Source organism: Frigoribacterium sp. Leaf415 (assembly GCF_001424645.1).
In the GTDB taxonomy this organism is placed as follows: domain Bacteria; phylum Actinomycetota; class Actinomycetes; order Actinomycetales; family Microbacteriaceae; genus Frigoribacterium.
Genome location: NZ_LMQR01000001.1, coordinates 2,961,317 through 2,985,820, shown reverse-complemented (window position 1 = coordinate 2,985,820; position 24,504 = coordinate 2,961,317). Strand labels below are relative to the sequence as shown.

24 protein-coding genes are annotated in these 24,504 nt (G+C 73.7%); 15 read left to right on the top strand and 9 right to left on the bottom strand.

Translation table 11 applies throughout. From position 1 onward, the window contains the following. Positions 1–512: hypothetical protein (locus ASG28_RS13870; protein ID WP_162242996.1), on the top strand; the 512-nt coding region annotated here is incomplete at its 5' end. Positions 513–1,021: 509 nt separating this feature from the next. Here ASG28_RS13870 and ASG28_RS13865 read toward each other — a convergent pair. After that, a complete protein-coding gene (locus ASG28_RS13865; RefSeq protein WP_055976233.1) occupies positions 1,022–1,402 on the bottom strand; it encodes a hypothetical protein in 381 nt (126 codons plus the stop codon). A 196-nt stretch (positions 1,403–1,598) separates the two neighbouring features. On the opposite strand from ASG28_RS13865, the gene ASG28_RS13860 reads away from it, so the two are divergent. The 3 genes from ASG28_RS13860 to ASG28_RS13850 all read left to right on the top strand — a co-directional run bounded on the left by ASG28_RS13860 (position 1,599) and on the right by ASG28_RS13850 (position 6,189). Further along, positions 1,599–3,803 carry a serine hydrolase domain-containing protein gene (locus tag ASG28_RS13860; RefSeq protein WP_055976230.1) on the top strand — a complete coding sequence of 735 codons (2,205 nt, stop codon included), beginning with the start codon at positions 1,599–1,601 and terminating at the stop codon, positions 3,801–3,803. Between the two features lie 92 nt (positions 3,804–3,895). Then, positions 3,896–5,389, top strand: a complete 1,494-nt coding sequence (locus ASG28_RS13855; RefSeq protein ID WP_055977700.1) for a sensor histidine kinase — start codon at positions 3,896–3,898, stop codon at positions 5,387–5,389. Beyond that, complete coding sequence (locus ASG28_RS13850) at positions 5,386–6,189, top strand: response regulator (RefSeq protein WP_055976228.1); 804 nt, start codon at positions 5,386–5,388, stop codon at positions 6,187–6,189. The genes ASG28_RS13855 and ASG28_RS13850 overlap by 4 nt, the downstream gene beginning before the upstream one ends. Here the strand turns inward: ASG28_RS13850 and ASG28_RS13845 are convergent. Beyond that, a complete protein-coding gene (locus ASG28_RS13845; protein WP_055976226.1) occupies positions 6,165–7,475 on the bottom strand; it encodes an FAD-dependent monooxygenase in 1,311 nt (436 codons plus the stop codon). The genes ASG28_RS13850 and ASG28_RS13845 overlap by 25 nt on opposite strands. 101 nt (positions 7,476–7,576) lie before the next feature. On the opposite strand from ASG28_RS13845, the gene ASG28_RS13840 reads away from it, so the two are divergent. Then, a complete protein-coding gene (locus ASG28_RS13840) occupies positions 7,577–8,119 on the top strand; it encodes a MarR family winged helix-turn-helix transcriptional regulator (RefSeq protein WP_055976224.1) in 543 nt (180 codons plus the stop codon). A gap of 51 nt (positions 8,120–8,170) precedes the next feature. Further along, the gene (locus ASG28_RS13835) at positions 8,171–8,869 is read left to right on the top strand and encodes a hypothetical protein (protein WP_055976221.1); all 699 of its coding nucleotides are present in this window, start codon (positions 8,171–8,173) and stop codon (positions 8,867–8,869) included. A 125-nt stretch (positions 8,870–8,994) separates the two neighbouring features. Here ASG28_RS13835 and ASG28_RS13830 read toward each other — a convergent pair whose 3' ends face one another. Further along, complete coding sequence (locus tag ASG28_RS13830) at positions 8,995–9,306, bottom strand: hypothetical protein (protein ID WP_055976219.1); 312 nt, start codon at positions 9,304–9,306, stop codon at positions 8,995–8,997. A gap of 144 nt (positions 9,307–9,450) precedes the next feature. Between ASG28_RS13830 and ASG28_RS13825 the strand changes: the two genes are divergently transcribed. Together ASG28_RS13825 and rlmC are read left to right on the top strand one after the other, a co-directional pair. Next, positions 9,451–10,176 carry a sulfite exporter TauE/SafE family protein gene (locus ASG28_RS13825; protein WP_055976215.1) on the top strand — a complete coding sequence of 242 codons (726 nt, stop codon included), beginning with the start codon at positions 9,451–9,453 and terminating at the stop codon, positions 10,174–10,176. A gap of 145 nt (positions 10,177–10,321) precedes the next feature. Then, positions 10,322–11,530 carry a 23S rRNA (uracil(747)-C(5))-methyltransferase RlmC gene (gene rlmC, locus ASG28_RS13820; protein ID WP_055976212.1) on the top strand — a complete coding sequence of 403 codons (1,209 nt, stop codon included), beginning with the start codon at positions 10,322–10,324 and terminating at the stop codon, positions 11,528–11,530. Positions 11,531–11,747: 217 nt separating this feature from the next. Here rlmC and ASG28_RS13815 read toward each other — a convergent pair whose 3' ends face one another. From ASG28_RS13815 to ASG28_RS13800, 4 genes are all read right to left on the bottom strand, one after another. Next, a complete protein-coding gene (locus ASG28_RS13815; protein ID WP_157485753.1) occupies positions 11,748–12,569 on the bottom strand; it encodes a hypothetical protein in 822 nt (273 codons plus the stop codon). A gap of 105 nt (positions 12,570–12,674) precedes the next feature. Further along, positions 12,675–14,027 (bottom strand): alpha-amylase family glycosyl hydrolase, encoded by a 1,353-nt coding sequence (locus ASG28_RS13810; protein WP_055976206.1) that lies wholly within the window; start codon positions 14,025–14,027, stop codon positions 12,675–12,677. A gap of 70 nt (positions 14,028–14,097) precedes the next feature. Continuing rightward, a complete protein-coding gene (locus tag ASG28_RS13805) occupies positions 14,098–14,457 on the bottom strand; it encodes a hypothetical protein (RefSeq protein WP_055976205.1) in 360 nt (119 codons plus the stop codon). Positions 14,458–14,622: 165 nt separating this feature from the next. Then, positions 14,623–15,618: an iron-siderophore ABC transporter substrate-binding protein gene (locus ASG28_RS13800; RefSeq protein WP_055976200.1), complete on the bottom strand. Its 996-nt coding sequence runs from the start codon at positions 15,616–15,618 to the stop codon at positions 14,623–14,625. A gap of 122 nt (positions 15,619–15,740) precedes the next feature. Here ASG28_RS13800 and ASG28_RS13795 point away from each other — a divergent pair, with 122 nt between their 5' ends. From ASG28_RS13795 to ASG28_RS13780, 4 genes are all read left to right on the top strand, one after another. After that, entirely contained in the window at positions 15,741–16,802 is a 1,062-nt protein-coding gene (locus ASG28_RS13795) for a FecCD family ABC transporter permease (protein ID WP_055976196.1), read from the top strand. A gap of 164 nt (positions 16,803–16,966) precedes the next feature. Continuing rightward, positions 16,967–17,917, top strand: a complete 951-nt coding sequence (locus tag ASG28_RS13790) for a FecCD family ABC transporter permease (RefSeq protein WP_235477804.1) — start codon at positions 16,967–16,969, stop codon at positions 17,915–17,917. A gap of 65 nt (positions 17,918–17,982) precedes the next feature. Next, a complete protein-coding gene (locus tag ASG28_RS13785; protein ID WP_055977694.1) occupies positions 17,983–18,804 on the top strand; it encodes an ABC transporter ATP-binding protein in 822 nt (273 codons plus the stop codon). A 134-nt stretch (positions 18,805–18,938) separates the two neighbouring features. Next, positions 18,939–19,772: an SDR family NAD(P)-dependent oxidoreductase gene (locus tag ASG28_RS13780; protein WP_055976194.1), complete on the top strand. Its 834-nt coding sequence runs from the start codon at positions 18,939–18,941 to the stop codon at positions 19,770–19,772. A gap of 105 nt (positions 19,773–19,877) precedes the next feature. Here ASG28_RS13780 and ASG28_RS13775 read toward each other — a convergent pair whose 3' ends face one another. Both ASG28_RS13775 and ASG28_RS16540 read right to left on the bottom strand, forming a co-directional pair. Continuing rightward, a complete protein-coding gene (locus ASG28_RS13775; RefSeq protein ID WP_055976191.1) occupies positions 19,878–20,222 on the bottom strand; it encodes a ribonuclease E inhibitor RraB in 345 nt (114 codons plus the stop codon). 20 nt (positions 20,223–20,242) lie between these two features. Continuing rightward, positions 20,243–20,395 carry a hypothetical protein gene (locus ASG28_RS16540; protein ID WP_156155479.1) on the bottom strand — a complete coding sequence of 51 codons (153 nt, stop codon included), beginning with the start codon at positions 20,393–20,395 and terminating at the stop codon, positions 20,243–20,245. 240 nt (positions 20,396–20,635) lie between these two features. Between ASG28_RS16540 and ASG28_RS13770 the strand changes: the two genes are divergently transcribed. From ASG28_RS13770 to ASG28_RS13760, 3 genes are all read left to right on the top strand, one after another. Then, complete coding sequence (locus tag ASG28_RS13770) at positions 20,636–22,009, top strand: alpha/beta hydrolase (RefSeq protein WP_055976188.1); 1,374 nt, start codon at positions 20,636–20,638, stop codon at positions 22,007–22,009. Further along, complete coding sequence (locus ASG28_RS13765; RefSeq protein WP_082454674.1) at positions 22,006–23,619, top strand: GMC family oxidoreductase; 1,614 nt, start codon at positions 22,006–22,008, stop codon at positions 23,617–23,619. Before ASG28_RS13770 ends, ASG28_RS13765 begins: the two co-directional genes overlap by 4 nt. Positions 23,620–24,088: 469 nt before the next feature. Then, positions 24,089–24,466, top strand: coding sequence for a DUF2809 domain-containing protein (locus ASG28_RS13760; RefSeq protein ID WP_055976185.1), 378 nt, complete (start codon positions 24,089–24,091; stop codon positions 24,464–24,466). Positions 24,467–24,504 lie beyond the last annotated feature (38 nt).

Sequence of the window (24,504 nt, the reverse complement as noted above, 5' to 3'; positions counted from 1 at the left end):
GTGTCGACACCCAGGTCGCCGTCGACGCGTCCTTCGTCGAAGCCCTCACCAGCCTCGGCCTGACCCCCGGCGTCGTGGGCACCGCGACCTTCACCGACGGAACCTTCGCGTTCCCGATCACCGGCGGCAACGTCGACTACTACGGCCCCGACAGCGACGTSCGYCCYTACGTCCAGGGCGAGATCGACCACGACGGCTCSGGCATCAGCCTCACCGCCGCCGACGGCACCGTCGTCGAACTCACCGACTTCCGCATCGACCCGGGCGAGAGCAAGCTCTACGGCACCGTCACCGCCAACGGTGCTGTCGCCGCYGAGGACGCCTACCTSTTCAACCTCTGGGGCGGCACCCTCAAGCCCATCCAGATGGAAGGCTCCAACGCCGTCCTCGAGGGCACCACCGTCCACATCAGCCCCGACGCCGCGTCGCTGCTGAACCAGACCTTCAAGACCGACGCCGTCCAGGACGAGATGCTCGTCGGCGTCGCGAAGATCACCGCCGCCACCGAATAACACCCCCGCCTGCCGGCCCCCGGGTCGGCAGGCCCCTCGGGTCGTCTCCGTGGCGACGCACCGCCCTCACCTTTCGGCGAGGACCGGTCATCCCGGCCGCGTCGCTGCTGAACCAGACCTTCAAGACCGACGCCGTCCAGGACGAGATGCTCGTCGGCGTCGCGAAGATCACCGCCGCCACGGAGTAGTACCCGCGGGCCAGGGCTTCGCCCGTCGGCCCCCAGGGTCGCACCCCGCTCGGCGAGGTGCGACCCGGAATCCGGGTCGTCTCCGTGACGACGCACCGGCCCCGCCCTGCTCGACGGGGTCGGCGATCCCGGTGGACCCCGCCTCGTGCTCACGCACGGGGCGGGGTTTTTCCGTGTTCCGCCCTGCGCCCCGCTCCCCTCGCCCGGCGCCCGGCGCCCGGCGCCCGGACCAGCCGTGAACCCGGTTTCGAACGATGCACCCCGTTTCTTCTGGGTTCATCGTTCGAAACCGGGTTTTTCGCGTGCAGTCGGACCTCGCGCTCAAGGGGCGCGGCGGCGGCGACCGGAGGCAGGCTCGGGAGGCGCGGCGGGCGGCCACGGGTCGGGCTCGGCCGTGCTGCGGGCGATGAGCGCGCGGACGTCGGCGTCGTGCTGCAGCGTCCACGCGACGGCCGAGTTCAGCGACGACGCCGTGTGCAGCCACGGGCGACGTCCGCCCTCGTCGCGGCAGTGGGCGTAGACGTCGAAGGCGAAGCCGCCCGTGACCGGCCGCTGGCGCACGAAGCCGAGCGGAGCCGCCTCGCCCTGCCGGATCAGCCACAGCCCCTGCCCACCCGGGATCGGCGGGATCGCGCACGGGTGCTCGGCCGGCGGCTTGCGCAGTGCCGCCCGCGCGTTCTCGAACTTCGTCTGCACGCCCATGTCGGTGACCGTAGGCGCGACCACCGACGCCCGGCCCGCCGAGATGTCACGACTTGCCGCTCACGTCCGGAGGTGAGCGGCAAGTCGTGACATCTCGAGCGGCCGGAGCCGGCGGGGCGGCGTACGACGAAAGTCGTAGGACAGGTCCCGACTCCTGCACCCGGTGTCGCGGCGGCGCAGCCGCGAGCGTAGAGGCATGATCACGACACCGACTCGAGAAGCCCCTCCGTCCCGACGGCGCCACCCGCGCCTCCTCGTCCGAAAGACCCTCGCCGCGGCGGCCGTCGTCGCCCTGGGCGTGACGCTCGCCGGGTGCGCGTCCGGGGCGACGGGCGCGACCGCCGACCCCGCGCCTCCTGCACCTCCGCAGCACCAGCCCGGCGGACACTCCCTGACGCAGGACGACGTCGACTCGTGGCTCGACGGTGCCGTCGGCTCGGCGCTGCAGACCACCGGCATCCCGGGGGCGACCGTGTCGGTCGTCGCCGACGGCGAACTGCTGACCGCCCGCGGCTACGGCATGGCCGACACCGGCACCGGCGAGACGCCCGCCGAGGCCGTCGACCCCGAGCGCACGCTGTTCCGCGTCGGCTCGGTCTCGAAGGTCGTCTCGGCCACCGCCGTCATGCAGCTCGTCGAGCAGGGCGCCCTCGACCTCGACGCCGACGTGCAGCAGTACCTCGACTTCGACCTCGACACCCCGAAGGGCGCCGTCACCCTGCGGCACCTGCTCACCCACACGGCCGGCTTCGAGGAGGTCATCGCGGGACTGATCGGCACGCCCGGCAGCGAGAAGACGCTGCGCGAGGCCGTCAGCGAGGCTCCCCCGGCCCAGGTCTTCGTGCCCGGCACGACCCCGGCGTACTCCAACTACGGAGCCACCCTGGCCGGTTACGTCGCCGAGCGCGTCAGCGGGGTCCCGTTCGCCGACCTGCTGCAGCAGGACGTCTTCGACCGGGCCGGCATGACCTCGTCGTCGTTCGCCCAGCCGCTGCCCGCCGACCTGGACGCCCGCCTGGCACACGGCTACCCCGACGACTCGAAGCCCGCCGTCGCCACCGAGGTCGTCAACGCGGCGCCGGCCGGTGCGATGTCGGCCACCGCGACCGACATGGCCCGCTTCATGCTCGCCCAGCTGGGCGACCTGCCCGACGACCAGGCGCTCCTGCAGGCCGACACGCTCGCCGAGATGCACCGCCCCGCCCTCGACGCCGACGACCTCGGCACGCTCGTGGCCGGTCAGCGCATGGACCTCGCGTTCTTCGACGACAGCACGCCCGGCCTCGCCGCCTTCGGCCACGACGGCGACACGCAGGTGTTCCACTCGGCGATGCGGATGTTCCCCGAGCACGACACCGGCATCTTCCTCAGCATGAACGGCAGCGGACGATCGGCCACGGCCTCGCTCGACCTGCGCACCACGGTGCTGCAGGGGTTCGCGGACCGGTACCTGCGCGACGCGGCTACCGCGGACTCGACGGTCTCGTCGGGCTCGTCCGACGCGTCCGACTCGTCCGGCGCGTCCGACGCGGACAGCCGAGGAGGCGCGGGCACGGTCGACGGCGACGCCCCGGCCACCGAGACGGTCGCCTCGGGCACCGGCTCCGGCGACACCACCGACGGCCCCGTGGCCGCCGACCTGGCCGGCACGTACCTCTCGTCGCGCTCCCCCGTCACCAACCCCGGCGCCCTGCTCGCCCTGAGCGGCCAGACCACGGTCGTGCCCCGCTCTGACGGCACGGTCGCCGTCACCCCGAAGCCGCTCGGCGTGACCACCGGCGTCTACGAGAAGGTCGGGACCGACCTGTGGCGCGAGGTCGGCGGAGACGCCCTGCTCGCGACGCGGACCGCCGGCACCGACGGGAACTCGACCGTCGAGGCAATCTCGTGGGGCGCCTCCTTCACCATGCTGCGGGCGCAGCCCTGGCAGGCGGCGTCGGCCGCGCTGCCGAGCGTGGTCCTGGCCGTCGTGGTGCTGCTCGCCTCGGTGATCGTGTGGCCGGCCACCGCCCTCGCCGGGCTCGGACGCCGCCGTCGCGACCTCCGCGCCGGCCTGTCGACCGGGTCGGTCGCCACCACCCCGCGACGCCGTGACCGCACCCTGCTGCTGTCCCGTCTGGGACAGGCGTCGACGCTGCTGGCCCTCGTCGGCTGGGCGGTCGTCGCGGTGCAGGCCATGTCGTTCGCCGAGGTGTCGGCCGTGACCCTCCGCGTGCTGCAGGGGCTGCAGCTGCTCGGCGTCGTCGCGATCGTGCCGGCCGCCCTGGTCGCCTGGCGGGCCGTGCGCGACCGTCGAGGCTGGGCCGTGGTGACCGGACGCGTGCTCGTCCTCGTGTCGCTCGTGGTGCTCGCCGGCTTCGCCTTCGGCTTCCGCCTCATCGCCCCGAGCGTGAGCTTCTGATGCCCCGCCCCCAGCGCGACACCCGGGCCGACGGTGCACAGCCGTCGTCGGCCCGGGGCCGGGAGGGCCGCGGCACCTGGCATGCTCGGACCGTGACCACGAGCCCTGACCCCTCGCCCGCCGCGGGTGTCGACCGTGGACCGGGTGGGTCTGGCGGGTCTCGCGGCCCGGCCGGTTCCGGCGGCCCGGCCGGCTCCGGCGGCTCGGCCGGGCCCGGCGTCGCGACGGTGCGCCGCGTCCTCGACCGGCTGGGCGTGCACACGGTGCTCGGCCGCGACGTCGTGCTCGCCGGCGTCTGGGCGCTCGTCACGATCGTCTTCCTCGCGACGCTGCTCGCGGCGGGCGAGTTCTACGGCGCGAACCGCAGCATCCCGACCGCCCAGATCGTCGCCGTGATCGTGCTGGCGCTCGTCCAGCACGTGCCCCTGGCGCTCCGGCGCGTCAGGCCCGTCACGGCCCTGCTCGCGGTCGCCGTCCTGCAGGCCGCCCTGCTCGCGGTGCTGCCGACCGGCCTCGCCCTGTGGACGGCCGCCCCCGTCGTCACGGCGTACACGGTCGCCACCCTGCGGCCGACCCGGGCCGTCCTCGGAGTGGTGCTCGCCGCCGTCGGCATCGAGGCCGTCGGGGCCGCCGTCGGGGCCTCGGCCCTCGTGAAGGACCAGCTCGGTGCCCCCGCGGGGCTCGGCGAGGTCGGCGTCGTCGTCGAGGCGCTCGCCCTCGTGGCCAGCGCCGTGCTGATCAACGGCGTGAGCGCCGCCGTCGGCTCGTGGGTGGCCCTGCGCCGCGCCCACGACCGCGACGCCCGGGCCCGTGCGGCCGAGAGCGTCGAGCACCAGGCGACGCTCACCCGGGCCGCGGTCGCCGCCGAGCGCACGCGCATGGCCCGTGAACTGCACGACGTCGCCGCCCACCACCTCACCGGGCTCGTCGTGCAGGCGGGTGCCGCCGAACGCCTCGTCGACGGCGACCCCGAGCGCGCCAAGGAGTCCCTGCGCAGCGTCCGCGCCCAGGGCCGCGAGACCCTCGACGCGTTGCGGTCGATCGTGGGCATCCTCCGAGAGACCGGCGACGGACCGAGCGGCACCGTGCCCGTTCCCGGCCTCGGTGACGTGGCCGACCTCGTCGACCAGGCCCGCGCCTCCGGGGCCGTCGTCGACTCGCACGTCGACGGCACCCTGCCGTCGCTCGCCCCGCTCGCCGACGTGACGGCCTATCGCACGGTGCAGGAGGCCCTCGTCAACGCCCGTCGACACGCACCGGGGGCGACGGTCGAGCTGCGCTTGCGCGCCACGGCCGGGTCCCTCGTGATCCTCGTCGAGAACGACCTGCCCGTCGCTCGCGACTCGTCGGGGGGCGGCGGCTTCGGACTGGTCGGCATGCGCGAGCGGGCCGACCTGGTCGGCGGACGGCTCGACACCGGGGCGACCGCCGAGGGGCAATGGCGGGTGCGGCTCGAGCTGCCGGTCGAGGCCGAGACCGACGCCGGGCCGCCGGCGCCCGCCGTGGCGTCCGCTGCGACTCCCACGGTGACGCCCGCTGCGACTCCCGGACCCGGTGCGGGGCTCGCCGGCGGGGGTGCGGAATGATCCGGGTCGTGCTGGTCGACGACCAGGCGATCGTGCGCACCGGCTTCCGGGTCGTGCTCGAGACGGCGGGAGGCATCGAGGTCGTCGGCGAGGCGTCCGGCGGGCGCGAGGCGGTCGAGGTCGTGCGACGCACCCGCCCCGACGTCGTCGTGATGGACGTGCGCATGCCCGGCGGAGACGGCATCGAGGCGACGCGGGCGATCGTCGACACCCGGGTCGGGCCCGGTGGCGCGGGAACGGCCGCTGCCGGCGGCCTCGGCTCGTCAGCGCCCCTCGGCAGCGGTCCGGCCCTCGGCGGCGGCCCGCCCCTCGGCAGCGGTCCGGCCCTCGGCGCGGATGCCGTCGACGGGCAGGAGGCGCGGGTCGGGTCAGCGAGCGCCCCCGCGGTCCTCGTCGCCACGACCTTCGACCTCGACGAGTACGTGTTCGGTGCCCTCGAGGCGGGCGCAAGCGGGTTCGTGCTCAAGGACGTCGAGCCCGACGAGTTCGTCGGTGCCGTCCGGGCCCTGGCGTCGGGGCGGGCCGCGATCGACGGCGCCACCACGCGGCGGGTGATCGCCGAGTTCACGCGGCGCCGGCGGACGTCGGCGGTCGAGCCGTCGCCCGACGTCCTGACGGAACGCGAGCGCGAGCTCGTCCGCCTGCTCGGCGAGGGGCTGTCGAACGACGAGATCGGCGAGCGCCTGGTGGTCGAGACGAGCACGGTCAAGTCGCACCTCACGCGCATCACGACCAAGCTCGGCACCCGCGACCGGCTGCAGACCGTCGTCTGGGCCTACCGCTCGGGCCTGCTGCCCTGAGCCGAGCGGTCCGGGGCCTCCCTCCCGTCGGCCGCCCGGGCCGACGACGCCGATGCGCCCGCAGCCAGCTCGGGTAGGGGACGGTCGCTGTCGGCGACGCGGGTGAGCCTCGCGGCGAGGGGCTTGGCGAGCGCCGAGGTGAGGACCTTGTCGGCGACGCCCCGGGCGGCCAGCCCGAGTCGGGTGCGTGGGTAGGCGAAGCGCACGATGCCTTTCGGGATGCCCTGGATCTTGTCGACCAGGGGCCGCATCCACTCGTCGAAGGCCCCGAGCGCCGCGTCGAGCCCGGCCCGGTCGATCGGCCCCGAGGCGGTGTCCACCCGTGACAGCGAGGCCGCGAGCACGTAACCGCTCGTGAGGGCCAACGACGCGCCTCCCCCGCCCATGGGTGTGACGCACCAGGCCGCGTCACCGACGACGCAGACGCGTCCCCGACGCCACTTCGGCATGCGGATCTGCGTCAACTCGTCCACGTAGACGTCGTCGGACGATGCGAATCCGTCGAGCACGCGCTGTGTCTGCCAGCCCGCGTCGGCATAGCGCTGCCGGAGCCGCGCCTGGGTCTCGTCCCGGTCCCGGCCCGCCAGGTCGTCGTCGCCCGCGTAGGCGAGGATCGCGCGGGTGGTTCCGTACGGATCGGGCCGCAGGTGCACCTGGCGGCCGCCCACGGCGTTGTACCAGCGCCACCGGTCGTCGTCCGACGGTGTGCGGGGGATCGTCCCGAACGCCATGGTCACGCCGAGGTCGCGCGTGTCGACGGCTCCGGCGCCCGCGAAGAGACGGTCGCGGGTCCGCGAGCGGACGCCCTCGGCCACGACGAGCAGGTCCGCGTGCAGCACGCGGCCGGTGCTCGTCCGGATGGTCACCCGCCCCGGGGCCAGACCGCCGTCCGTGTCGTCGACGTCCTCGACGGTCTCGCCGTAGACGAACTGCACCCCGTCCGGAAGCGCGTCGAGGATCGTCCGAGCGAGGTCGCCGCGCAGCACCTCGAGCTCGGCGGTGGCGCCGTCCGCACCGTCGGACGGCAGCTCTGCGGTGACCGCGCCGTCCCGGTCGACGAGCACGGCGCCCGTCTCGGTCGTGTTGACACGCCGGACCGCCTCGACGAGTCCCATGCGGTCGAGGACCTCGCGCGCGACGCCACGGACGTCGACGTTCTGGCCGCCGTCGCGGAAGGCCGGCGCCCGTTCGACGACCGTCACGGCCCAACCGGTCCGGCGCAGCCACCAGGCGGCCGAGAGTCCTGCGATGCTGGCTCCGGAGATCACTGCGTGCGGTGCGGTCATGTCGTCCCTCGTCCGTCCTCGTCGGGGAGGTGACGTGCTCGCGATCGCTCGCCGCACCTCCGTGCTTTACAGTAAAGCTACTACACAGTAAAGGTTGAGGCATGGACGAGATCGACCCGTTGAGCGCGGAATGGTCCGAGGGTGAGGTCGCCGTGATGCATGGCTTGCGGGACTGGGCCGTCACCTTCGACGAGCTCACCCGCCATCTGTCGTCCTGGATGCGCCTGCCCGGGTCGGACGCCAACGCCCTCGGCCAGATCGTCTGGGCCGAGCAGGCCGGCGAACCGCTCTCGCCTGCTCGGCTCTCGCGACGGATCGGCATGACCTCGGGCGCAACGACGGTGTTGATCGACCGGCTCGAGGCGGCAGGGCACGTCGGTCGGCACCGCGAGAGCAGCGACCGGCGACGGGTGACCCTCCGTCCCACCGACGGCGCGCGGGCCGAGAGCGGTCGGTTCCTGGCGTTCTCCGGCGCCGAGATCGCCGGCGCCCTCAAGGCCACCACGGCCGAGGAGGCGCGGGTCGTCCTGGACTTCCTCTCGCGGATGACCGCGGCCGCGACCGCCGCGAACGTCCGTCTCGAACAGCACGCGCGCGCCGACCCCGGAGCCCGGGACGAGCCTCACGACGCCACGACCCGCTGATAGCCTCGGGGCGTCGCGGGGCCACGGGGGTGCCCGGACGGAGGGGACGACATGTCGATCAGGATCACGCTGCCCGTCGGGGCCGCCGCTCTCGTGTTGCTGCTGACCGGGTGCTCAGGGGGTGCCGGCGACGAGCCGACCACGACGCCGAGCGCCACCACCGCGGCGAGCCCGTCGGCCACGGCGACCGCCGACGCCTCCTCGGCCGCCCTCTCGGACGCCGAACTGGCGTCCGTCTTCACGGGCATCCAGTTCGTGCCCGACGAGTTCGACACGACCGACCAGCTGCTCGACTCGGTCTACCCGGGGTTGACCGCGAGCGACCCGAGCTGCCTCGCCCCGTTCGGCGTCGGCTGGGACGACGCCGCCCCCGACGGTGCGCTCGAGTTCGGCACGAGCAACGACCGCTCGATGACCGCCGTCGTCGCGAGCACGGGTGACGACGACGCGGCCTCGGCCCTGGTCGCCGAGGCGTCCGACGCCCTGACCCGCTGCGCGGACGGCACCGCCCTCTTCACGATGCAGGGCCAGCCCGTGCAGACCACGGTCGAGACCACCGAGCCGACCCTCACGGGCACCGACGAATCGCTCGGCTGGCGCGTCACGGGCACCGTCGGCGGCGGCAGCTTCACCCTGGTCGGCCTGACCGCCCGCGTCGGCGGCGACGCCGTCGCGGTCGTCGGCTGGGACCCGTCGTCGAACGCCACGAACGTGCCGCTCGCGACCCAGATGTTCGTCGACGCCCTCTAGTCGGGCCTGCCCGGAGCCGTCACCGCACCGACGTCGGCCGTGCTGACGGGGCACCGCCGAGTGGACGAGACACCGCGGTGTTCGGCGGCGTCCTGTCCACTCGGCGGTGTCGTCGGGCGGGGCGGTCAGGCGACGGGCTCGACGAGCGTGACGTGCTGCGTCGCCACCCGCACGGGCTGGCCGGCGAACGCCGCGGCGCGCGCCTCGGACTGCAGGTAGGCGGCCTCGACCTCGGCGAACCGCGCGGCGTCGCCCGGGGTGCTGACGGCCCAGACGAACTGGTTCGCGTCGCGGTCGGCGTAGGCGAACTCGATCTCGAAGCCCTCGGACAGCCGGGCGGGGATCAGCGTCCAGGTGAACCAGGCGACGAAGTCGTCGAGCACCCCCTCGACGAGCTCGTAGCGGCGCAACTGGACGGTCTTCGACGAGTCGGTCATGCCGCCACCCTACTGACGCCGCACAACACCACGAGATGGGCACAGCGCCACGACTAGTCCTGGCGCTGTGCTCACCGCCTGGCGTCGTGGCCCGTTGCTGGCACAGCGCCGCGCCTCCGCACCCACGCCCGGTAGCGTGGCGGCGTGACCCCGCTGACGCTCGCCCTCGCCGCCGCGGCCATCGTGGTCGGCGCCCTGACGCAGCGCATGGCGGGCATCGGCTTCGCGCTCACCGCCGCACCCCTGCTCGTCGTGGTCCTCGGCCCCGAGGCTGGCGTCTCGGTCGGCAACGCCCTCGCCGCCGTGCTCGCGCTCGTCGTGCTGGCGAGCACCTGGCGCACGGTGCGGTGGCGGACGGCGGCCCTCCTCGTCCTGCCCGCGCTCGTGACGATCCCGATCGGCGCGTGGGTCGTGCAGACCGCCCCGACCGGTCCGCTGACCATCGCGGTGGGCGCCCTGGCCCTGGTCGGAGTGCTGGTGATGGCGTTCTCGAGCCGCGCGCGCCTCCTGCCCGGCCGGGTCGGGGCCGTCGCCGCCGGGGCACTGGGCGGCTTCATGAACGTGACGGCCGGCGTCGGCGGCCCGGCGCTCACGGTGCACGCGACGAGCGACCGGTGGCCGCGCGAGGTCTTCGTGGGCACCGGCCAGGTGTTCCTGCTGGCGGTCAACCTGACCTCGGTGCTGACGAAGGGCATCCCCTCCGAGCCGATCCCCGTGTGGGCGGGAGCCCTCGGCCTGCTGTTCGTCGGCGCGTTCGTCGGGCACCACCTCAGCAAGGTCGTGCCGGCCCGGGTCGGCCGCATCCTCGTCCTGACGCTCGCCGCAGTCGGCAGCGCCCTCGCCCTCGTCCGCGGCATCACCCAGCTCTGACCCGGGCCGCATCCCGCCGAGATGTCACGACGTGCCGCTCACGTCCGGACCTGAGCGGCAAGTCGTGACATCTCGACGCGAGGGGCGGGGCAGCCGAGGAGGCGCGGGCCGCCACCCGGCGCCCCTCGCCTAGACTCGGCCCGCCATGCAGTGCGACTACTTCGACGCGGGACTGTGCCGTTCGTGCACGCTCCTCGACCGCCCCTACCCGGTGCAGGTCGCCGAGAAGGAGGCGCGCGTCCGCGACCTCCTCGGCGAGCGCCACTCCCCCGCGGCCTGGCTGCCGACGCTGACCAGCCCCGAGTCGGGGTTCCGCAACAAGGCGAAGATGGTCGTCGGCGGCACGATCGACGAGCCGACGCTCGGCATCCTCGACGGACGCGGGCAGGGCGTCGACCTGCGCGGGTGCGGGTTGCACACGGCGGGCATCCAGGAGGTGCTGCCGACGCTGGCGGCGTTCGTGACCCGCGCGCGCCTCCTGCCGTACGACGTGCCGAAACGCCGCGGCGAGGCGAAGTACGTGCACGTGACCGAGTCACCCTCGGGCGAGCTCATGGTGCGCTTCGTGCTGCGGAGCGAGCAGGCCCTGCCGCGGCTACGGGCCGAGCTGCCCTGGCTGCTCGAGGCCCTGCCGCAGGTGGCGGTCGTGTCGGTCAACCTGCTGCCCGAGCACAAGGCCGTGCTCGAGGGCGCCGACGAGATCGTGCTGACCGACCGCGAGACGCTCACCATGCAGCTCGGCGGGGTCGACCTCGAGCTGCGCCCGCAGAGCTTCTTCCAGACGAACACGGCGATCGCGGCCGGGCTGTACGCGCAGGCCGCCGAGTGGGTCGACACGATCGACCCGGCCACCGTGTGGGACCTCTACTGCGGCGTCGGAGGGTTCGCCCTGCACGTCGCGCGCCCGGGCGCCGGCCGGACGAGTCGGCACGGGCACCGCGAGGTCGTCGGCATCGAGACCAGCGAGGAGGCGGTGGCCAGCGCCCGGCGCAGCGCCCGTCGAGCAGGCCTCGAGCACGTGCGCTTCGCGGCGGACGACGCGACCCGGTTCGCGACGACCGCGTCGGCATCCGCGTCCGCATCCGCATCCGCGGAGCCGGGGTCCCCGGGGAGCGGCACCGCGCCTCCCGAGCTGGTCATCGTCAACCCGCCGCGACGCGGCATCGGCGCCACGCTGGCCGGCTGGCTCGAGGAGTCGGACGTCGAGCACGTCGTCTACTCGAGCTGCAACCCCGTCACCCTGGCGAGCGACCTGGACGCCATGCCGTCGTTCGACGTGGTCACCACGCGCGTGTTCGACATGTTCCCGCAGACGCCGCACCTCGAGGCGATGGCGCTGCTGCGCCGCCGCTGAGCAGGGCCCGGCTGCCCGCCGCCGTCCGCCGCGCGACTGTCCGTGGCCCGCGGCGGCACGGCTGCCGCACGCCCATGAACCCGGTTTCGAACGATGAACCCACGAGCTTCTGGGTTCATCGTTCGAAACCGGGTTCATGGGGCGGCGAGGACGAGGTGCGGCCGGCCGTCACGAGCGCGAGCACGGAACTGGGACCTCGGGCCTCAGAGCTCAGACCTCAGAGCAGGACGGTGCTGCTGCGCCAGCCGAGCGAGTCGGCACCCGTCTGCCACACGACGGTGAGGCCGCGGCCGGCCCCGCTCGACGCGCCGACCTCCGTCGTGAAGCGCTTGCCCGAGCCGGCCGACACGGCCTCGATCGACGGCAGCTGCTGCCCGTCGAGGAAGACCCAGAGCGTGTCGGGGTAGCCGACGACGCTCGGCTCGGTCTGGTCCTGGCTCTGCGGGCTGGCGAACGAGATCGACGCGGGGGCCGTGGTGTCGTACGCCGCGCCTCCTGCGGTCTGGTCCTCGGCGCCGGCGGCCGGGTTGTCCCATTCGTAGAGCGAGTCACCGGTCGGCGGCACGCCGGCGTCGTCGACGCGGAGGCCGTCGGAGGTCTCGCGTACGACCCAGGCGTCGGCGAGGTCGTCGGTCGTGGCGCTCACCAGGGTGAAGGCGCCCTCGGGGCCCTCGGCGGAGGCGAGTTCGGCGTCGGCCAGGACGGCCGCCTCGTCGGGCGTGACCGTCCCGTCGCTCGGCGAGGACGACGCGAAGGTCTGCTCGGTGCCGTAGAACTGCTGCGCCTCGGGGCTGAGCAGAGCCCACGCGGCGGCCGTGTCGTCGTCCGCGATCGCGTCGAGGTAGCGGACGACGATCGCCTGCTCGGCGGAGGCCTGCTGCGCGTCGGCCGGGGTGGCAGCCGTCGCGGTGGCACTCGGCGAGCCCGTGCTCGCGGCCGTCGGGGCCGTGACGGCGGGGTCGGACGTGCACCCGGTGGCGGCGACCAGCGCACCGACGGCGAGGGTCGAGGTCATGAGTAGCTCTCGTGTCTTAGCCATGCGTGGCACGGTAGCGACGGCCCGGCCGGGTTCGTCGCGACTCCCAGGGGATGCCCACGAGCGACGGACGACCTCGACCGGCGACCCCGGGAGGCGCGGGCCGGGTCAGGCGCGCGCGACGACCGCCCAGCCGTGCGGCCCCACCGACAGGACGTCACCGTCGAGGCCGGCGTCCCGGCCGGCCAGCCATTCGCCCGGGGCGGGGTCCGCCACGCGCAGCTCGTCGTCGCCGAGGTTGAGTGCGACGACCAGCGCCTGGTCGGACGAGACCCCGCGCACCTCGAGCACGAGCGACTCGTTCGCGACCGACACGGTGCGGCTGCGGGCGGTGTGCAGCCACGGGTGCCGGCGTCGCACGCCGATCAGTTCCTGGTGCAGGGCGAGGACCTCGGGGAGGGCGTCCGGCACGCCGGCACCCGGAGCCTCGGCAGGCGTCGAGGGGAACGCGGGACGCACGGCGTCGTCGCCGCCGACCCGCGCCTCCTTGACGGCCCGCAACCCGAACTCGTCGCCGTAGTAGACCGACGGCGTGCCGCCGAGCGTGAAGAGCAGCACGATCGCGTGGTCGTGGTGGCGCTCGTCGTCGATCTGGCTGGCGATGCGCGTGACGTCGTGGTTGCCGACGAAGGTCAGCGGCACGAAGTCGTCGAGGAACCCGTCGTGCCGCTGCAGCGCCCACTCGAGCTCGAACAGGTTGACCTCGGCCAGGGCGTGCCAGACGCCCTGCCACAGTTCGTACTGGGTGACCGAGTCGAGGCCTCCGTCGCGGACGGCCGCGGCGTAGTCGCCGTGCAGCACCTCGCCGACGACGTACACGTCGGGGTGCCGCTCGCGCAGCGGGGGCAGCACGGTCGCCCAGAACTCCGAGGGCACCGAGTAGGCGGCGTCGAGGCGCCAGGCGTCGGCGCCGCGGTCGGCCCAGTGGATCAGGACGTCGGTCACCGTGCGGGCCACCTCGGGTGACGAGTGGTCGAGGGCGATCAGCCCGCCGTGCCCCTCGAAGGTGCCCAGGCTGCCGTCGGCCTCGCGTCGGAACAGCGAGGCCTCGCGGGAGTCGGGGTCACGACGGGCCTCGACCAGTGCGGGGAACTCGGGGCCGACGTGGTTGAAGACGCCGTCGAGCATGACCTTCACGCCCTTCGCGTGGGCGGCCTCGATCAGGGTGACGAGATCGGCCTCGGTGCCGAGGCGCGGGTCGACCGTGAACCAGTCGATCGTGTCGTAGCCGTGGGTCGACGACGCGAAGACCGGCCCGAGGGCGAGCCCGTTGGCGCCGAGCGCCAGCAGGTGGTCCAGCCAGGGCACGAGATCGAGGAGGCGCGGTGCCGGCGAGCGGTCCGCTCCCGTCGTGTCCGCCCCGACGAATCCCAGGGGGTACACGTGCCACCACACGACGTGCTCGGTCCAGTCGGGGCCCGGCACGGCGGTGGCCGTCGTCGTGGGCTCGTGTTCGCTCATTCGCGCCACCCTAGTGACGGGTCGTCGTGAGGTGTCCCCCGCTCGGCTGGCGGGGCTCAGCTCGCGGGGCTCAGCTCGCGGGGCCGAGCAGGACGGCGAGCAGCGCGGCGGCACCGCCGACGATGAAGAGCATCGTGCCGGCCTGCATGGTGCGGGTCTTGTTGCGGTCCGCCGTGGGGACGTCGACCTCGAGGATCGGGCAGCCCGACCAGCCGATCAGGCCGACGCTCAGGGCGACGAGCGCGGCACCGACCCAGAACAGCGTGGCCACACCGGCCGAGAGCAACGCCGGACGCCAGCCGGACGAGAGCAGCAGCCCCAGGGCCACCGCCACGCTGCCGACCGCGGCGACGAACCAGATCGTGCCGGTCCACATGATGCGTTGGACGTTCTTCTCGGGGGTCATCAGGTCGTGCAGCTCGTGGGTCACCAGAACATCTTTCACCCTCTGCAGCGATCTGGCACACCCGGGTGCTGTCGAACACGCAGAAACGGGCGGGTCCGGACGATGCGGGCGTCCGACGACGCCCACATCGGACGAACCCGCCCGCTCTGCTCGTCGCGGCACGAACCGCGACAGGCGCGGGCGCGGCGACTACTTCGTGGCGCCCTCGAGCAGCGGCACCAGCTTGTCCAGCGCGTACTGACGCGACAGGGCCGAGCCGAGCGAGTACGCGGCGGCGACGTCACCGTCGATGACGACCGCGTGGCCGTCCTGCACGGCCGACAGGGCCTTCCACTGCGGGTCGTCGGTGATCTCGGTGGTGTCGATGTAGATCGGGAACGCCACGATGACGTCGGCGTCGATCTGGTCGAGCTGCTCGCTCGAGATCGACACCGAGAAGCCACCGGCGTTCGGCTGCAGCGCCGAGATGGCGGGGTTCTGCTCGAAGCCGAGCGCCTCGAGCTGGTCGACCCGCTCGCTGTCCTCGACGTAGGCGCCCCAGCCCTCACTGGTCTTCGTGGCGGCGGTGATCGTCTTGCCCTTCCACTCGGGGTGGGCGGCGGCGACGGCCTCGACGGCCTTCTCGTTCTCGTCGACGAGCTGCTCGCCCTTGGCCTCCTCACCGAGCGCCTTCGACACGAGCTCCATCTGGTCGTCGAAGTCGGTCAGGTAGCTGTCGCCGCCCTCGGGCACGCCGACGGTCGGGGCGATGCTCGACAGGCGGTCGTAACGCTCCTGGTCGCCCGAGCTCTTGGTGTCGAGGATCACGTCGGGCTCGAGGGCCGCGATGGCCTCGTAGGAGGGCTCCAGGGTGCCGATGATCTCGGGGGCCTGGTCGTAGAGACCCTGCGCCCAGGGGCCGACGCCGTCGGCCTCGTCGCCGAAGGCCAGCCAGTCCGACGCCCCGACGGGCTGCACGCCCAGCGCGAGCGCCGCCTCGGCGTCGCCCCAGCCCAGCGCGACGACGCGCGTCGGCTTCTTCTCGACGGTGACCTCGCCGAACTTCGTCTCGATCGAGACGGGGAACGCGCCCGACCCGCCCGAGGCGCCGCCGGCGGCGTCGTCGGAGTCGGTGTCGGCCGAGCAGCCGGCCAGGGCGAGGGTGGCGACCGCCACGGCGGCGGCGATCGAGAGTGTCTTGCGCATGTGTTCCTCAGGGCTGTGACGTCGGTGCTGTGACGTGGTGTCGGGCGGGAGGTCGGGTGCCGGGTGTCACGGCGGGCGCCGCCCGACAGGACTCCAAGTGAGGGTAGCCTAAGCTAATCATCATGGCGATGCCCCGAGCGCTCACGGTCGGCCGTGCCCCGCGACCGACGCGAGGCTCCCGGCGCACCCGCACGCGCCTCCTCGCCCTCCTGGCCGCCCTGGCCCTGCTGGCCCTCGCCGTCGTGCTGGGCCTCGCCGTCGGCGCGCGGCCGGTCGCCCTCGACGAGGTCCTGCGCATCCTCACCGGGGCCGCGAGCCGCGACACGGCCGACGCCACCGCCGTGCTCGACCTCCGCCTGCCGCGCACGGTCGCCGCGATCGTGGCCGGCGCCGGGCTCGGGGTCGCCGGCGCCGTCGTGCAGGCCGTGACGCGCAACCCGCTGGCCGACCCGGGCATCCTCGGCGTCACCTCGGGCAGCGCCTTCGCCGTCGCTCTCGCGGTCGGCTTCGCAGGGGTCACCTCGGCGAGCGGCTGGGTCTGGTTCTCGTTCGTCGGCGCCGGTGTCGCGACGGTCGCCGTCGCGCTGATCGGCGGCGCCGGACGAGGAGGCGGTGGTCCCGCCCGCCTGACCCTCGCCGGCCTCGCGCTCGGGTCGGTGCTCGCGGGCATCACCTCGTCGATCGTGCTGGCCGACCCCCGCCGCTTCGACGCCGTCCGCGCCTGGGAGGTCGGCTCGCTCGCCGACCGCGGCTGGGAGCCCGTGGTCACCGTGCTGCCCTTCGTCGCGGCCGGGGTCGTCGTCGCCCTGATCGCCTCGCGTCCGCTCGACGCCGTCGCGCTCGGCGACGAGCACGCCGCGTCGGTCGGCGTCTCGGTGCCCGCCGTCCGCGTCGTCTCGTTGGTCGTCGTCACCCTGCTGGCCGGAGGCGCGACCGCCGTGGTCGGGCCCATCGCGTTCGTGGGGCTCATGGTCGCGCACGCGGCCCGAGGCGTCGTCGGCCCCAGCCAGCCGTGGATCACCGCGCTCTCGGCCGTGCTCGGGCCCGTGCTGCTGCTGCTCGCCGACGTGCTCGGTCGCGTAGTCGCTCCCCCGGGCGAGCTGGCCGCCGGGCTGGTCACGGCCGCCGTCGGCGCTCCCGTGCTGATCGCGATCGCCCGACGCCGACGGGTGGGCGGCGCATGACGCGGGCGGACGAACCGGGCACGCGCTCGACTCGGGGCACACGGACGACTCCTGGCACGGGGACGACGCCGGGTACACGGACGACGTCGGCGTCCCCGGGTGTCGGCCCGCGCCTCCTGTGCTCGTGGCGCTCGACCGGCGGGCGGCGACGCACGGCGACGCTGGTGCTGGTCGTGGTGGCCGTCGTCGTCGCGATCGTCGCCCTCGGCATCGGCGACTACCCGCTCAGCCCGCCCGAGGTCGTGCGGGCGCTGTTCGGCGGCGACGGGTTCGCGTCCACCATCGTGCTGAACTGGCGGTTACCGCGCGTCCTCGCGGCCCTCGTCTTCGGCGCCGCGCTCGGCGTCTCGGGCGCGATCTTCCAGTCGCTGACCCGCAACCCGCTGGGCTCGCCCGACGTGATCGGCTTCTCGACCGGCGCCTACACCGGGGCGATCGTCGTCATCGTGTCGGGTGCGGCCTCGACGATCGGCACGGCCGTCGGCGCCCTGATCGGCGGGCTCGTGACCGCCCTCGTCGTCTACGTGCTCGCCTACCGCCGCGGCGTGCACGGACTGCGGCTGATCATCGTGGGCATCGGCGTCACGGCCCTGCTGCACTCGGTCAACAGCTGGCTGCTGCTGCGCGCCCAGACCGAGGTGGCGCTGACCGCCTCGTTCTGGGGGGCGGGCTCGCTCGCGCTGGTCGGCTGGCAGCAGCTCGTCCCGGCGCTGGTGCTGCTCGTCGTGCTGACCCCGCTCGTGATGGGGTTGTCGCGGCCGCTGCGTCAGCTCGAGCTCGGCGACGATGCCGCCCGGTCGCACGGCCTGAGCGCCGAACGGTCGCGCCTGGCGCTCGTCGTGGTCGGCGTCGCGCTGACCGCCGTCGTGACCGCCAGCACCGGGCCGATCGCGTTCGTGGCCCTGGCCGCGCCGCAGCTCGCCCGACGCCTGGTGCGCTCGGCCGGGGTGCCGCTCGTCGCGGGCGGGCTCGTCGGCGGGGTGCTGCTGCTCGTCGCCGACCTGATCGCCCAGCACGTGGCCGCCAACCCCGTGCCGGTCGGCCTCGTCACCCTCGTGATCGGTGGGATCTACCTGATCACGCTGCTCGTCTCGGAATCCCGGAGGTCCGCGTGAACGACGCCACCCGCCCGCCCGCTCCCGACGTGACCGGTGCGCCCGACGCGACCCGTGCGACCGACGTGACCGGTGCGACCGACGCCGCCCGCGCCTCCGACGGGACCCGCGCCTCCCTCCTCGTCGCCCGCGGAGCGCACCTCGCCTACGACCGGCGCACGGTGAGCGAGGCCGTCGACGCCGACGTGCGCGACGGCTCGTTCACGGTCATCGTCGGGCCGAACGCCTGCGGGAAGTCGACCTTGCTGAGGGCCTTCGCGCGCCTCCTGAAGCCCCGGTCGGGGTCGGTCCTGCTCGACGGACGCGAGCTCGCGGGCGTGCCGGCGAAAGAGGTGGCCCGCATCGTCGGCCTCCTGCCGCAGACCTCGACCGCACCCGACGGCATCACGGTCGCCGAACTCGTCTCGCGTGGCCGCTACCCGCACCAGGGGCTCTTCCGGCAGTGGACCGGCACCGACCGCGAGGCCGTCGACGCGGCCCTGGCCGAGACCGACCTCACCGAGCTGGTCGACGTGCCGGTCGACGAACTGTCGGGCGGGCAGCGCCAGCGCGTGTGGGTGGCGATGGCGCTCGCGCAGCAGACCCCGGTGCTGCTGCTCGACGAGCCGACGACCTACCTCGACATCGCCCACCAGTACGACCTGCTCGACCTGTTCGCCCGGCTGCACGGGCAGGGCACGACCGTGGTCGCGGTGCTGCACGACCTCAACCAGGCCGCGCGGTACGCGACCGACCTGATCGTGATGGCCGACGGCGACGTGGTGGCGACGGGCACCCCGGCCGAGGTGCTGACCGAGCAGCTCGTGACCGACGTGTTCGACCTGCCCTGCGTCGTCGTGCCGGACCCCGTGACCGGGTCGCCGATGGTCGTGCCCCGCCGCCGCTGAGCCCGCCCCTGCCCCTGCCCCCTGCCCCCTGCCCCCTGCGTCGAGATGTCACGACTTGCCGCTCAGGTTCGAAGGTGAGCGGCAAGTCGTGACATCTCGGCAGGCACCCGGGGGCGGGCCAGCAGGATGGACCCATGAAGATCGAACTCGACGGCACCACCGCACTCGTCACCGGATCGACCCAGGGCATCGGCTTCGCGATCGCCCGGGGGCTGGCTGCAGCCGGGGCCCGCGTCATCGTGAACGGACGCTCGACCGAGACCACGGGGGCGGCCCGGGCGCGCCTCCTCGAATCGTTGGCGAGCGACGCCGACTTCGCCGCCCTCGACGACGACACCCGGGAGGCGCGGGTCGTCACGCTCGCGGCCGACCTGGCCACCGAGACGGGCGCCCAGGCGGCGGTCGCGGCCTTCCCCGAGGTCGACGTGCTGGTGAACAACCTCGGCGTCTTCGGCTCGGCCGACGCCCTGAGCATCGACGACGACGAGTGGCGGCGCTACTTCGAGACGAACGTGCTGTCGGCGGTGCGGCTGACGCGGGCCTACCTGCCCGGCATGATGGAGCGCGGCTGGGGCCGGGTGCAGTACATCGCGAGCGACTCGGCGATCGTGACGCCGGTCGAGATGATCCACTACGGGGTGTCGAAGACGGCGCTGCTGGGGGTGTCACGGGGGTTCGCGAAGGCGGCGGCGGGTTCGGGCGTGACGGTCAACAGCGTCATCGCCGGGCCGACGCACACGGGTGGCGTCGAGGAGTTCGTGCGCGAGCTGGTCGGCGACGACCTGCCCTGGGACGAGGCACAGCACGAGTTCATGCTGAGGCACCGGCCGCAGTCGCTGATCCAGCGCCTGATCGAGCCGGAGGAGATCGCGAACATGGTGGTCTACCTCAGCTCGCGCTTCGCCTCGGCGACGACGGGCGGGGCGCTGCGGGTCGACGGCGGCTACGTCGACGCGATCGTGCCGTAGGGCGGGAGCCGATGTCGAACCACCGATGTGGTGTCGAACCACGCACATCGACGGTTCGACACCACATCGGTGGTTCGACGCGGGGGCACAGACGGGGCAGCCGGCTCAGGCCTGGGCTTCGGCGATGACCTCGGCACTCCAGCCGTCGTACCGACCGCCGGCTCTCTGCACGACGTCGAACACCTCGCGGGTGAAGGTCACGGCGCGGTCGTCGTCGAGCGCGTCCTCACGGCTGGCCCGCAGCTCGGCCCCCAGCAGACCGTGCCGGGTGACCGTGGCGTCGTAGCCCGAGCTGCGCAGTTCGTCGGCCGCCCGTTCGGCAGCCGCGCGGCGCGGGAAGTCTGCGGAGTGCGTGACCGTCCGCGCGAGGTCGAACCGGTCGCGGAGCTCGTGGCGGGTCACCAGCTGGGCCGCGCAACGCTGGAGGTGGACGACGAGTCCCGTGTCCATCGTCGTGCCCCGGGCCCGGGCTAGCGGGTGCGGGCGGCGGGGCGTCCGCCGCGACCGCGGCGGTCGGCGCGCGGCGCACGGGAGGGCAGCACCGCCGCGACCAGGAAGAAGACGATGCCGAAGATGACGACGATCGACCCGATGACCATGAGGGCGATGATGACGGTTTCCATCCGCCCATCCTCCCGGGGCGGCGGGGCGCGCACAAGGCGCGACTCCTGAGCATCCGCCGCCCGCGCCTCCTCGGGGTACGCCTCCCAGCGTGCCGACCACCGTCCTCGGGCAGACAGTCGTACCACCGGCACGGTCCGCACGCCCTCTTTCGGCCCGATGTCGGCGGCCGGACGTAGCGTCGTCCTAGTCGGGACGACGGGGGACGTCGCCCGGCACCACGTCTTCTCCGAGGAGTCCGAGTGACCAGCGACACCACCACCACCCGCCCCACCCTGTTCTGCCTGCATGCCCTCGGCATGAGCCGTCTCGAGTACGGGCCCCTCACCGATGCACTGGGTGACGACTTCGAGGTGGTCGCCCTCGACCTGCCCGGCTTCGGCGACGCCACCACGGCCGACGGGGTGACCGTCGACGACATGGTCCGCCAGGTCACCCGGCAGATCCGCCGACACGGCGCCACCCGCTGGCTGCTCGTCGGCCACAGCATGGGCGGCAAGATCGCCTCGATCGTCGCGTCGCGCACGCTCGCCGGCCAGGGCGGCCTCTTCGGGCTCGCCGGGGTCGTGCTGCTCGCGGCCTCCCCGCCGTCACCCGAGCCGATGGACGAGGCGAACCGCGAGCAGATGATCGCCGCGGCCGCCGACGGCCCGCTCGACGCCGACACGACCCGCGCCTTCGTCGACGACAACGTGGGTGACCCGTTGCCCGCGGTGCTCGACGACCAGGCCCTCGCCGACCTGCACCGCACCTCCCCCGAGGCGTGGACGGCCTGGTTCGACCGCGGCAGCCGCGAGGACTGGTCGGCCGAGGTCGGCACCCTCGACCTGCCTGCCCTGATCGTGGCCGGCGGGGCCGACGGCCCGCTCGGCGAGGACGCCCAGCGTCGCCTCAACGGCTCCGTCTACCCGCGCGCCACGCACCTCACCCTCGACGGCGCGGGCCACCTGCTGCCGCTCGAGCGGCCGACCGAGGTCGCCGGGGCCATCGGCACGTTCTGGCGCGACGACGCCGGGCGGGCTCCGGCGATGTCGGACGACTTCGCCCGCGTCATCGCATCGAGCCGTACGGCGTCGAACACGCGCGGCATCCTCGCGAAGCGCGCCGTCGCCGACGACCCGCGCTACGCCCCGCAGGTGCTGACCGAGGCGCAGCTGACCACGCTGCGCGCCGTCGCGGCCCGCGTCGTGCCGCAGGACGACCCCACGCATGCGATCGACCTCGCCGCGCGGGTCGACGCCCAACTCGCCGCCGGCTACGGCGACGGCTGGCGCAACGCCGACCTGCCGAGCGACCCCGAGGCCTACGCGCTGGGCCTCGACGCCCTCGCCGACTTCACCGGCCTGACGGACGAGCAGCAGGACGAGCGGCTCGCCGCGATCGTCGCGGGCGAGGCACCCGCCACGGACTCCTTCTCGGCCGAACAGCTGGCCGCATGGTTCGAGGACTGCCGCGTCGACCTGGTGAAGCTCTGGCTCGCCCACCCCGCGACGATGGAACGCATCGGCTTCGACGGTTTCGCGAACGGCCGTGCCGGTCGCGCCCTGCAAGGATTCAGCCGGCTCGGCGCCGGCCAACGAGAGGGCTGGGAACCAGCCATGGAGGTCACCCGATGAAGCTCGACGGACAACGCACCTACGACGAGGCCGAGGTCGTCGACGCGGTCGTGATCGGCACCGGCGCCGGCGGCGCCCCGATCCTCGCCAAGCTCGCCCTGCAGGGCCTCAAGGTCGTCGCCCTCGAGGCCGGCCCGAACTTCGAGCCCGACGAGTACACGCAGGACGAGATCGAGGCCGTCAAGATCAACTGGATGGACGAGCGCCTCAGCGGCGGTGAGACCCCGACCGCCTTCGGCCAGAACAACAGCGGCAAGGGCGTCGGCGGCTCGACCCTGCACTGGGGTGCGTTCACGCCCCGCCCCGACGAGCGCGATCTCAAGCTGAAGTCGCTGACCGGCAAGGGCGAGGACTGGCCCGTCGACCACGCCGAGCTGATCGACTACATCGAAGAGGTCGAGCATTTCGTCGGCGTCTCCGGGCCGGCCGACTACCCGTGGGACCCGTCGCGTTCGTACCTGATGCCCCCGCCCGCGCGCAACGCGTCGAGCGACATGATGATCCGCGGCTGCGAGGCCCTGGGCATCCGGGCGACCGACGCCCCCGCCGCCCTGGTCAGCCGTGACTGGCGCCAGGAGCACGTCGGCACGCGCCCGGCGTGCGTCGGCTGCGGCAACTGCCACCAGGGGTGCCGCAGCGGCGCCAAGGTCAGCATGGACACCAGCTACCTGCCGATGGCCGTCGCGAACGGGGCCGAGATCCGCCCCGAGTCGATGGTCACGGGCATCGAGCTCGACGAGGCCGGCGAGGTGTCGGCCGTGGTCTACGTGCGCGACGGCGTCGAGCACCGTCAGCGCACGGCCGCGCTCTTCCTCTGCGCGGGCGGCGTCGAGACGCCGCGCCTGCTGCTGCACGCCGGCATCGCGAACAGCAGCGACCAGGTCGGCCGCAACTTCATGGCCCACGGGGCCACCCAGGTCTGGGGCACCTTCGACACCGAGATGCGCGGCTACCGCGGGTACCCGTCGTCGATCATCACCGAAGACACCATGCGGCCCGAGGGCGTCGACTTCGTCGGCGGCTACCTGATCCAGAGCCTCGGCGCGATGCCGTTGACCCTGGCCACGACCCTCGCCCGCGGCGCCGGCCTCTGGGGGCCCGAACTCGTGAAGGCGCTCGACGACTACCGCTTCATGGCCGGCGTCGGCATCAACGCCGAGTGCCTGCCGAGCGAGCAGAACCGCCTGACGCTGTCCGACGAGGTCGACGAGTTCGGCATGCCCAAGGTCGTCGTCACCTTCACGCCGGGCGAGAACGAGAAGGCGATCGACGACCACGCCGTCGAGACGATGACGGCCATCGTCGAGGCGGCCGGCGGGCGCGACATCCGCGTGCTGGCCCGCACCGCGCACACGATCGGCACCTGCCGCATGGGCACCGACCCGGCGACGGCCGTGGTCGACCCCGACGGGCGCAGCTTCGACGTGCCGAACCTCTGGATCGCCGACAACTCGGTCTTCCCGAGCGCCGTCGTCGCCAACCCCGCGCTGACGATCATGGCGCTCGGCCTGCGCACCGCCGACCGCTTCCTGGCGAGCGCCGGGCTCTCGGGCACGGTCGCCGGCGAGCGCGTCGGCGCGGACGTCTCGCGCGTCGTCGACGCGGCCTGACCTGCCCGACGCGACCCGCGCCTCCTGAGCCCCCCAGCCCAGGAGGCGCGGGTCGCGTCGGTGAGGAACGCCCCCGAGACGCAGGGCCACGGGGGCGCCCTCTCATAGCCCTTACGCCACAGGTCGAGCGCGAGCCGCGTCACAGTCACGAACAACGTCGCGATCTGCAGCCACGGCACGGTCTTCCTGGGCTGGCCCTCGGCGTCTTTCGACATGAGGATCACCTCCTGGTGTGCGCGCCGGCGGACACGAGGAGCGGAAGGTGCCAGGGATGCGATCCAGGCGGACCTGGATTACAATCGACCGAGTAGTGAACTCGGGATTGCTTGCATCCCTGGTCTTCCACTCGGAGGACAAACGAAGCCCACGATCGTTGCTGCGGTCGTGGGCTTCACTCTTGCCCGGGGCCGTGACCTGGCGGTGCCCGGCCCCGCCCACTGGCCTATGTGACATGTCAGGGGCACGCGGGGTGGACCATGCTCCAGGGCGGCGGACGCTGCTGCTGTCCGTCACGCTCACGGTCGTGCTCGGCGTCGCCGCGAAGCTCGCCGTGCCCGGACTGGCCGGCGACCTGCTCGGCTCGGCGCTCTACACGGTGCTGCTCGCCTTGCTGCTCGCGCTCGTCGCCCCGCGCCTGCCCGCCCTCGTCACGGCCGGTGCCGCCACGGTGGCCTCGGTCGGGGTCGAGCTGCTGCAGCTGACCGGGCTGCCCGCCGCCGCCTCGGCAGCGTTCCCGCCTGCGGCCTGGGTGCTCGGCTCGACGTTCGCGGCGACCGACCTGCTCGGCTACCTGGCCGGGGGCGTCTCGGGACTGGTGCTGCTCCGGGGCCTGCGCCGCGCCTCCTGACCTCCGCACCCCCGGGAGGCGCGGGTCAAGTGGGCAGG

Coding starts and splice junctions, on each gene's coding strand:
- ASG28_RS13815 (WP_157485753.1), bottom strand. CDS start 12,569: ATGGCTAAGACACGAGAGCTACTCATGACCTCGACCCTCGCCGTCGGT.
- ASG28_RS13775 (WP_055976191.1), bottom strand. CDS start 20,222: ATGGACACGGGACTCGTCGTCCACCTCCAGCGTTGCGCGGCCCAGCTG.
- ASG28_RS13860 (WP_055976230.1), top strand. CDS start 1,599: ATGATCACGACACCGACTCGAGAAGCCCCTCCGTCCCGACGGCGCCAC.
- ASG28_RS16540 (WP_156155479.1), bottom strand. CDS start 20,395: ATGGAAACCGTCATCATCGCCCTCATGGTCATCGGGTCGATCGTCGTC.
- ASG28_RS13780 (WP_055976194.1), top strand. CDS start 18,939: ATGAAGATCGAACTCGACGGCACCACCGCACTCGTCACCGGATCGACC.
- ASG28_RS13830 (WP_055976219.1), bottom strand. CDS start 9,306: ATGACCGACTCGTCGAAGACCGTCCAGTTGCGCCGCTACGAGCTCGTC.
- ASG28_RS13840 (WP_055976224.1), top strand. CDS start 7,577: ATGGACGAGATCGACCCGTTGAGCGCGGAATGGTCCGAGGGTGAGGTC.
- ASG28_RS13865 (WP_055976233.1), bottom strand. CDS start 1,402: ATGGGCGTGCAGACGAAGTTCGAGAACGCGCGGGCGGCACTGCGCAAG.
- rlmC (WP_055976212.1), top strand. CDS start 10,322: ATGCAGTGCGACTACTTCGACGCGGGACTGTGCCGTTCGTGCACGCTC.
- ASG28_RS13850 (WP_055976228.1), top strand. CDS start 5,386: ATGATCCGGGTCGTGCTGGTCGACGACCAGGCGATCGTGCGCACCGGC.
- ASG28_RS13795 (WP_055976196.1), top strand. CDS start 15,741: ATGGCGATGCCCCGAGCGCTCACGGTCGGCCGTGCCCCGCGACCGACG.
- ASG28_RS13845 (WP_055976226.1), bottom strand. CDS start 7,475: ATGACCGCACCGCACGCAGTGATCTCCGGAGCCAGCATCGCAGGACTC.
- ASG28_RS13835 (WP_055976221.1), top strand. CDS start 8,171: ATGTCGATCAGGATCACGCTGCCCGTCGGGGCCGCCGCTCTCGTGTTG.
- ASG28_RS13800 (WP_055976200.1), bottom strand. CDS start 15,618: ATGCGCAAGACACTCTCGATCGCCGCCGCCGTGGCGGTCGCCACCCTC.
- ASG28_RS13765 (WP_082454674.1), top strand. CDS start 22,006: ATGAAGCTCGACGGACAACGCACCTACGACGAGGCCGAGGTCGTCGAC.
- ASG28_RS13810 (WP_055976206.1), bottom strand. CDS start 14,027: ATGAGCGAACACGAGCCCACGACGACGGCCACCGCCGTGCCGGGCCCC.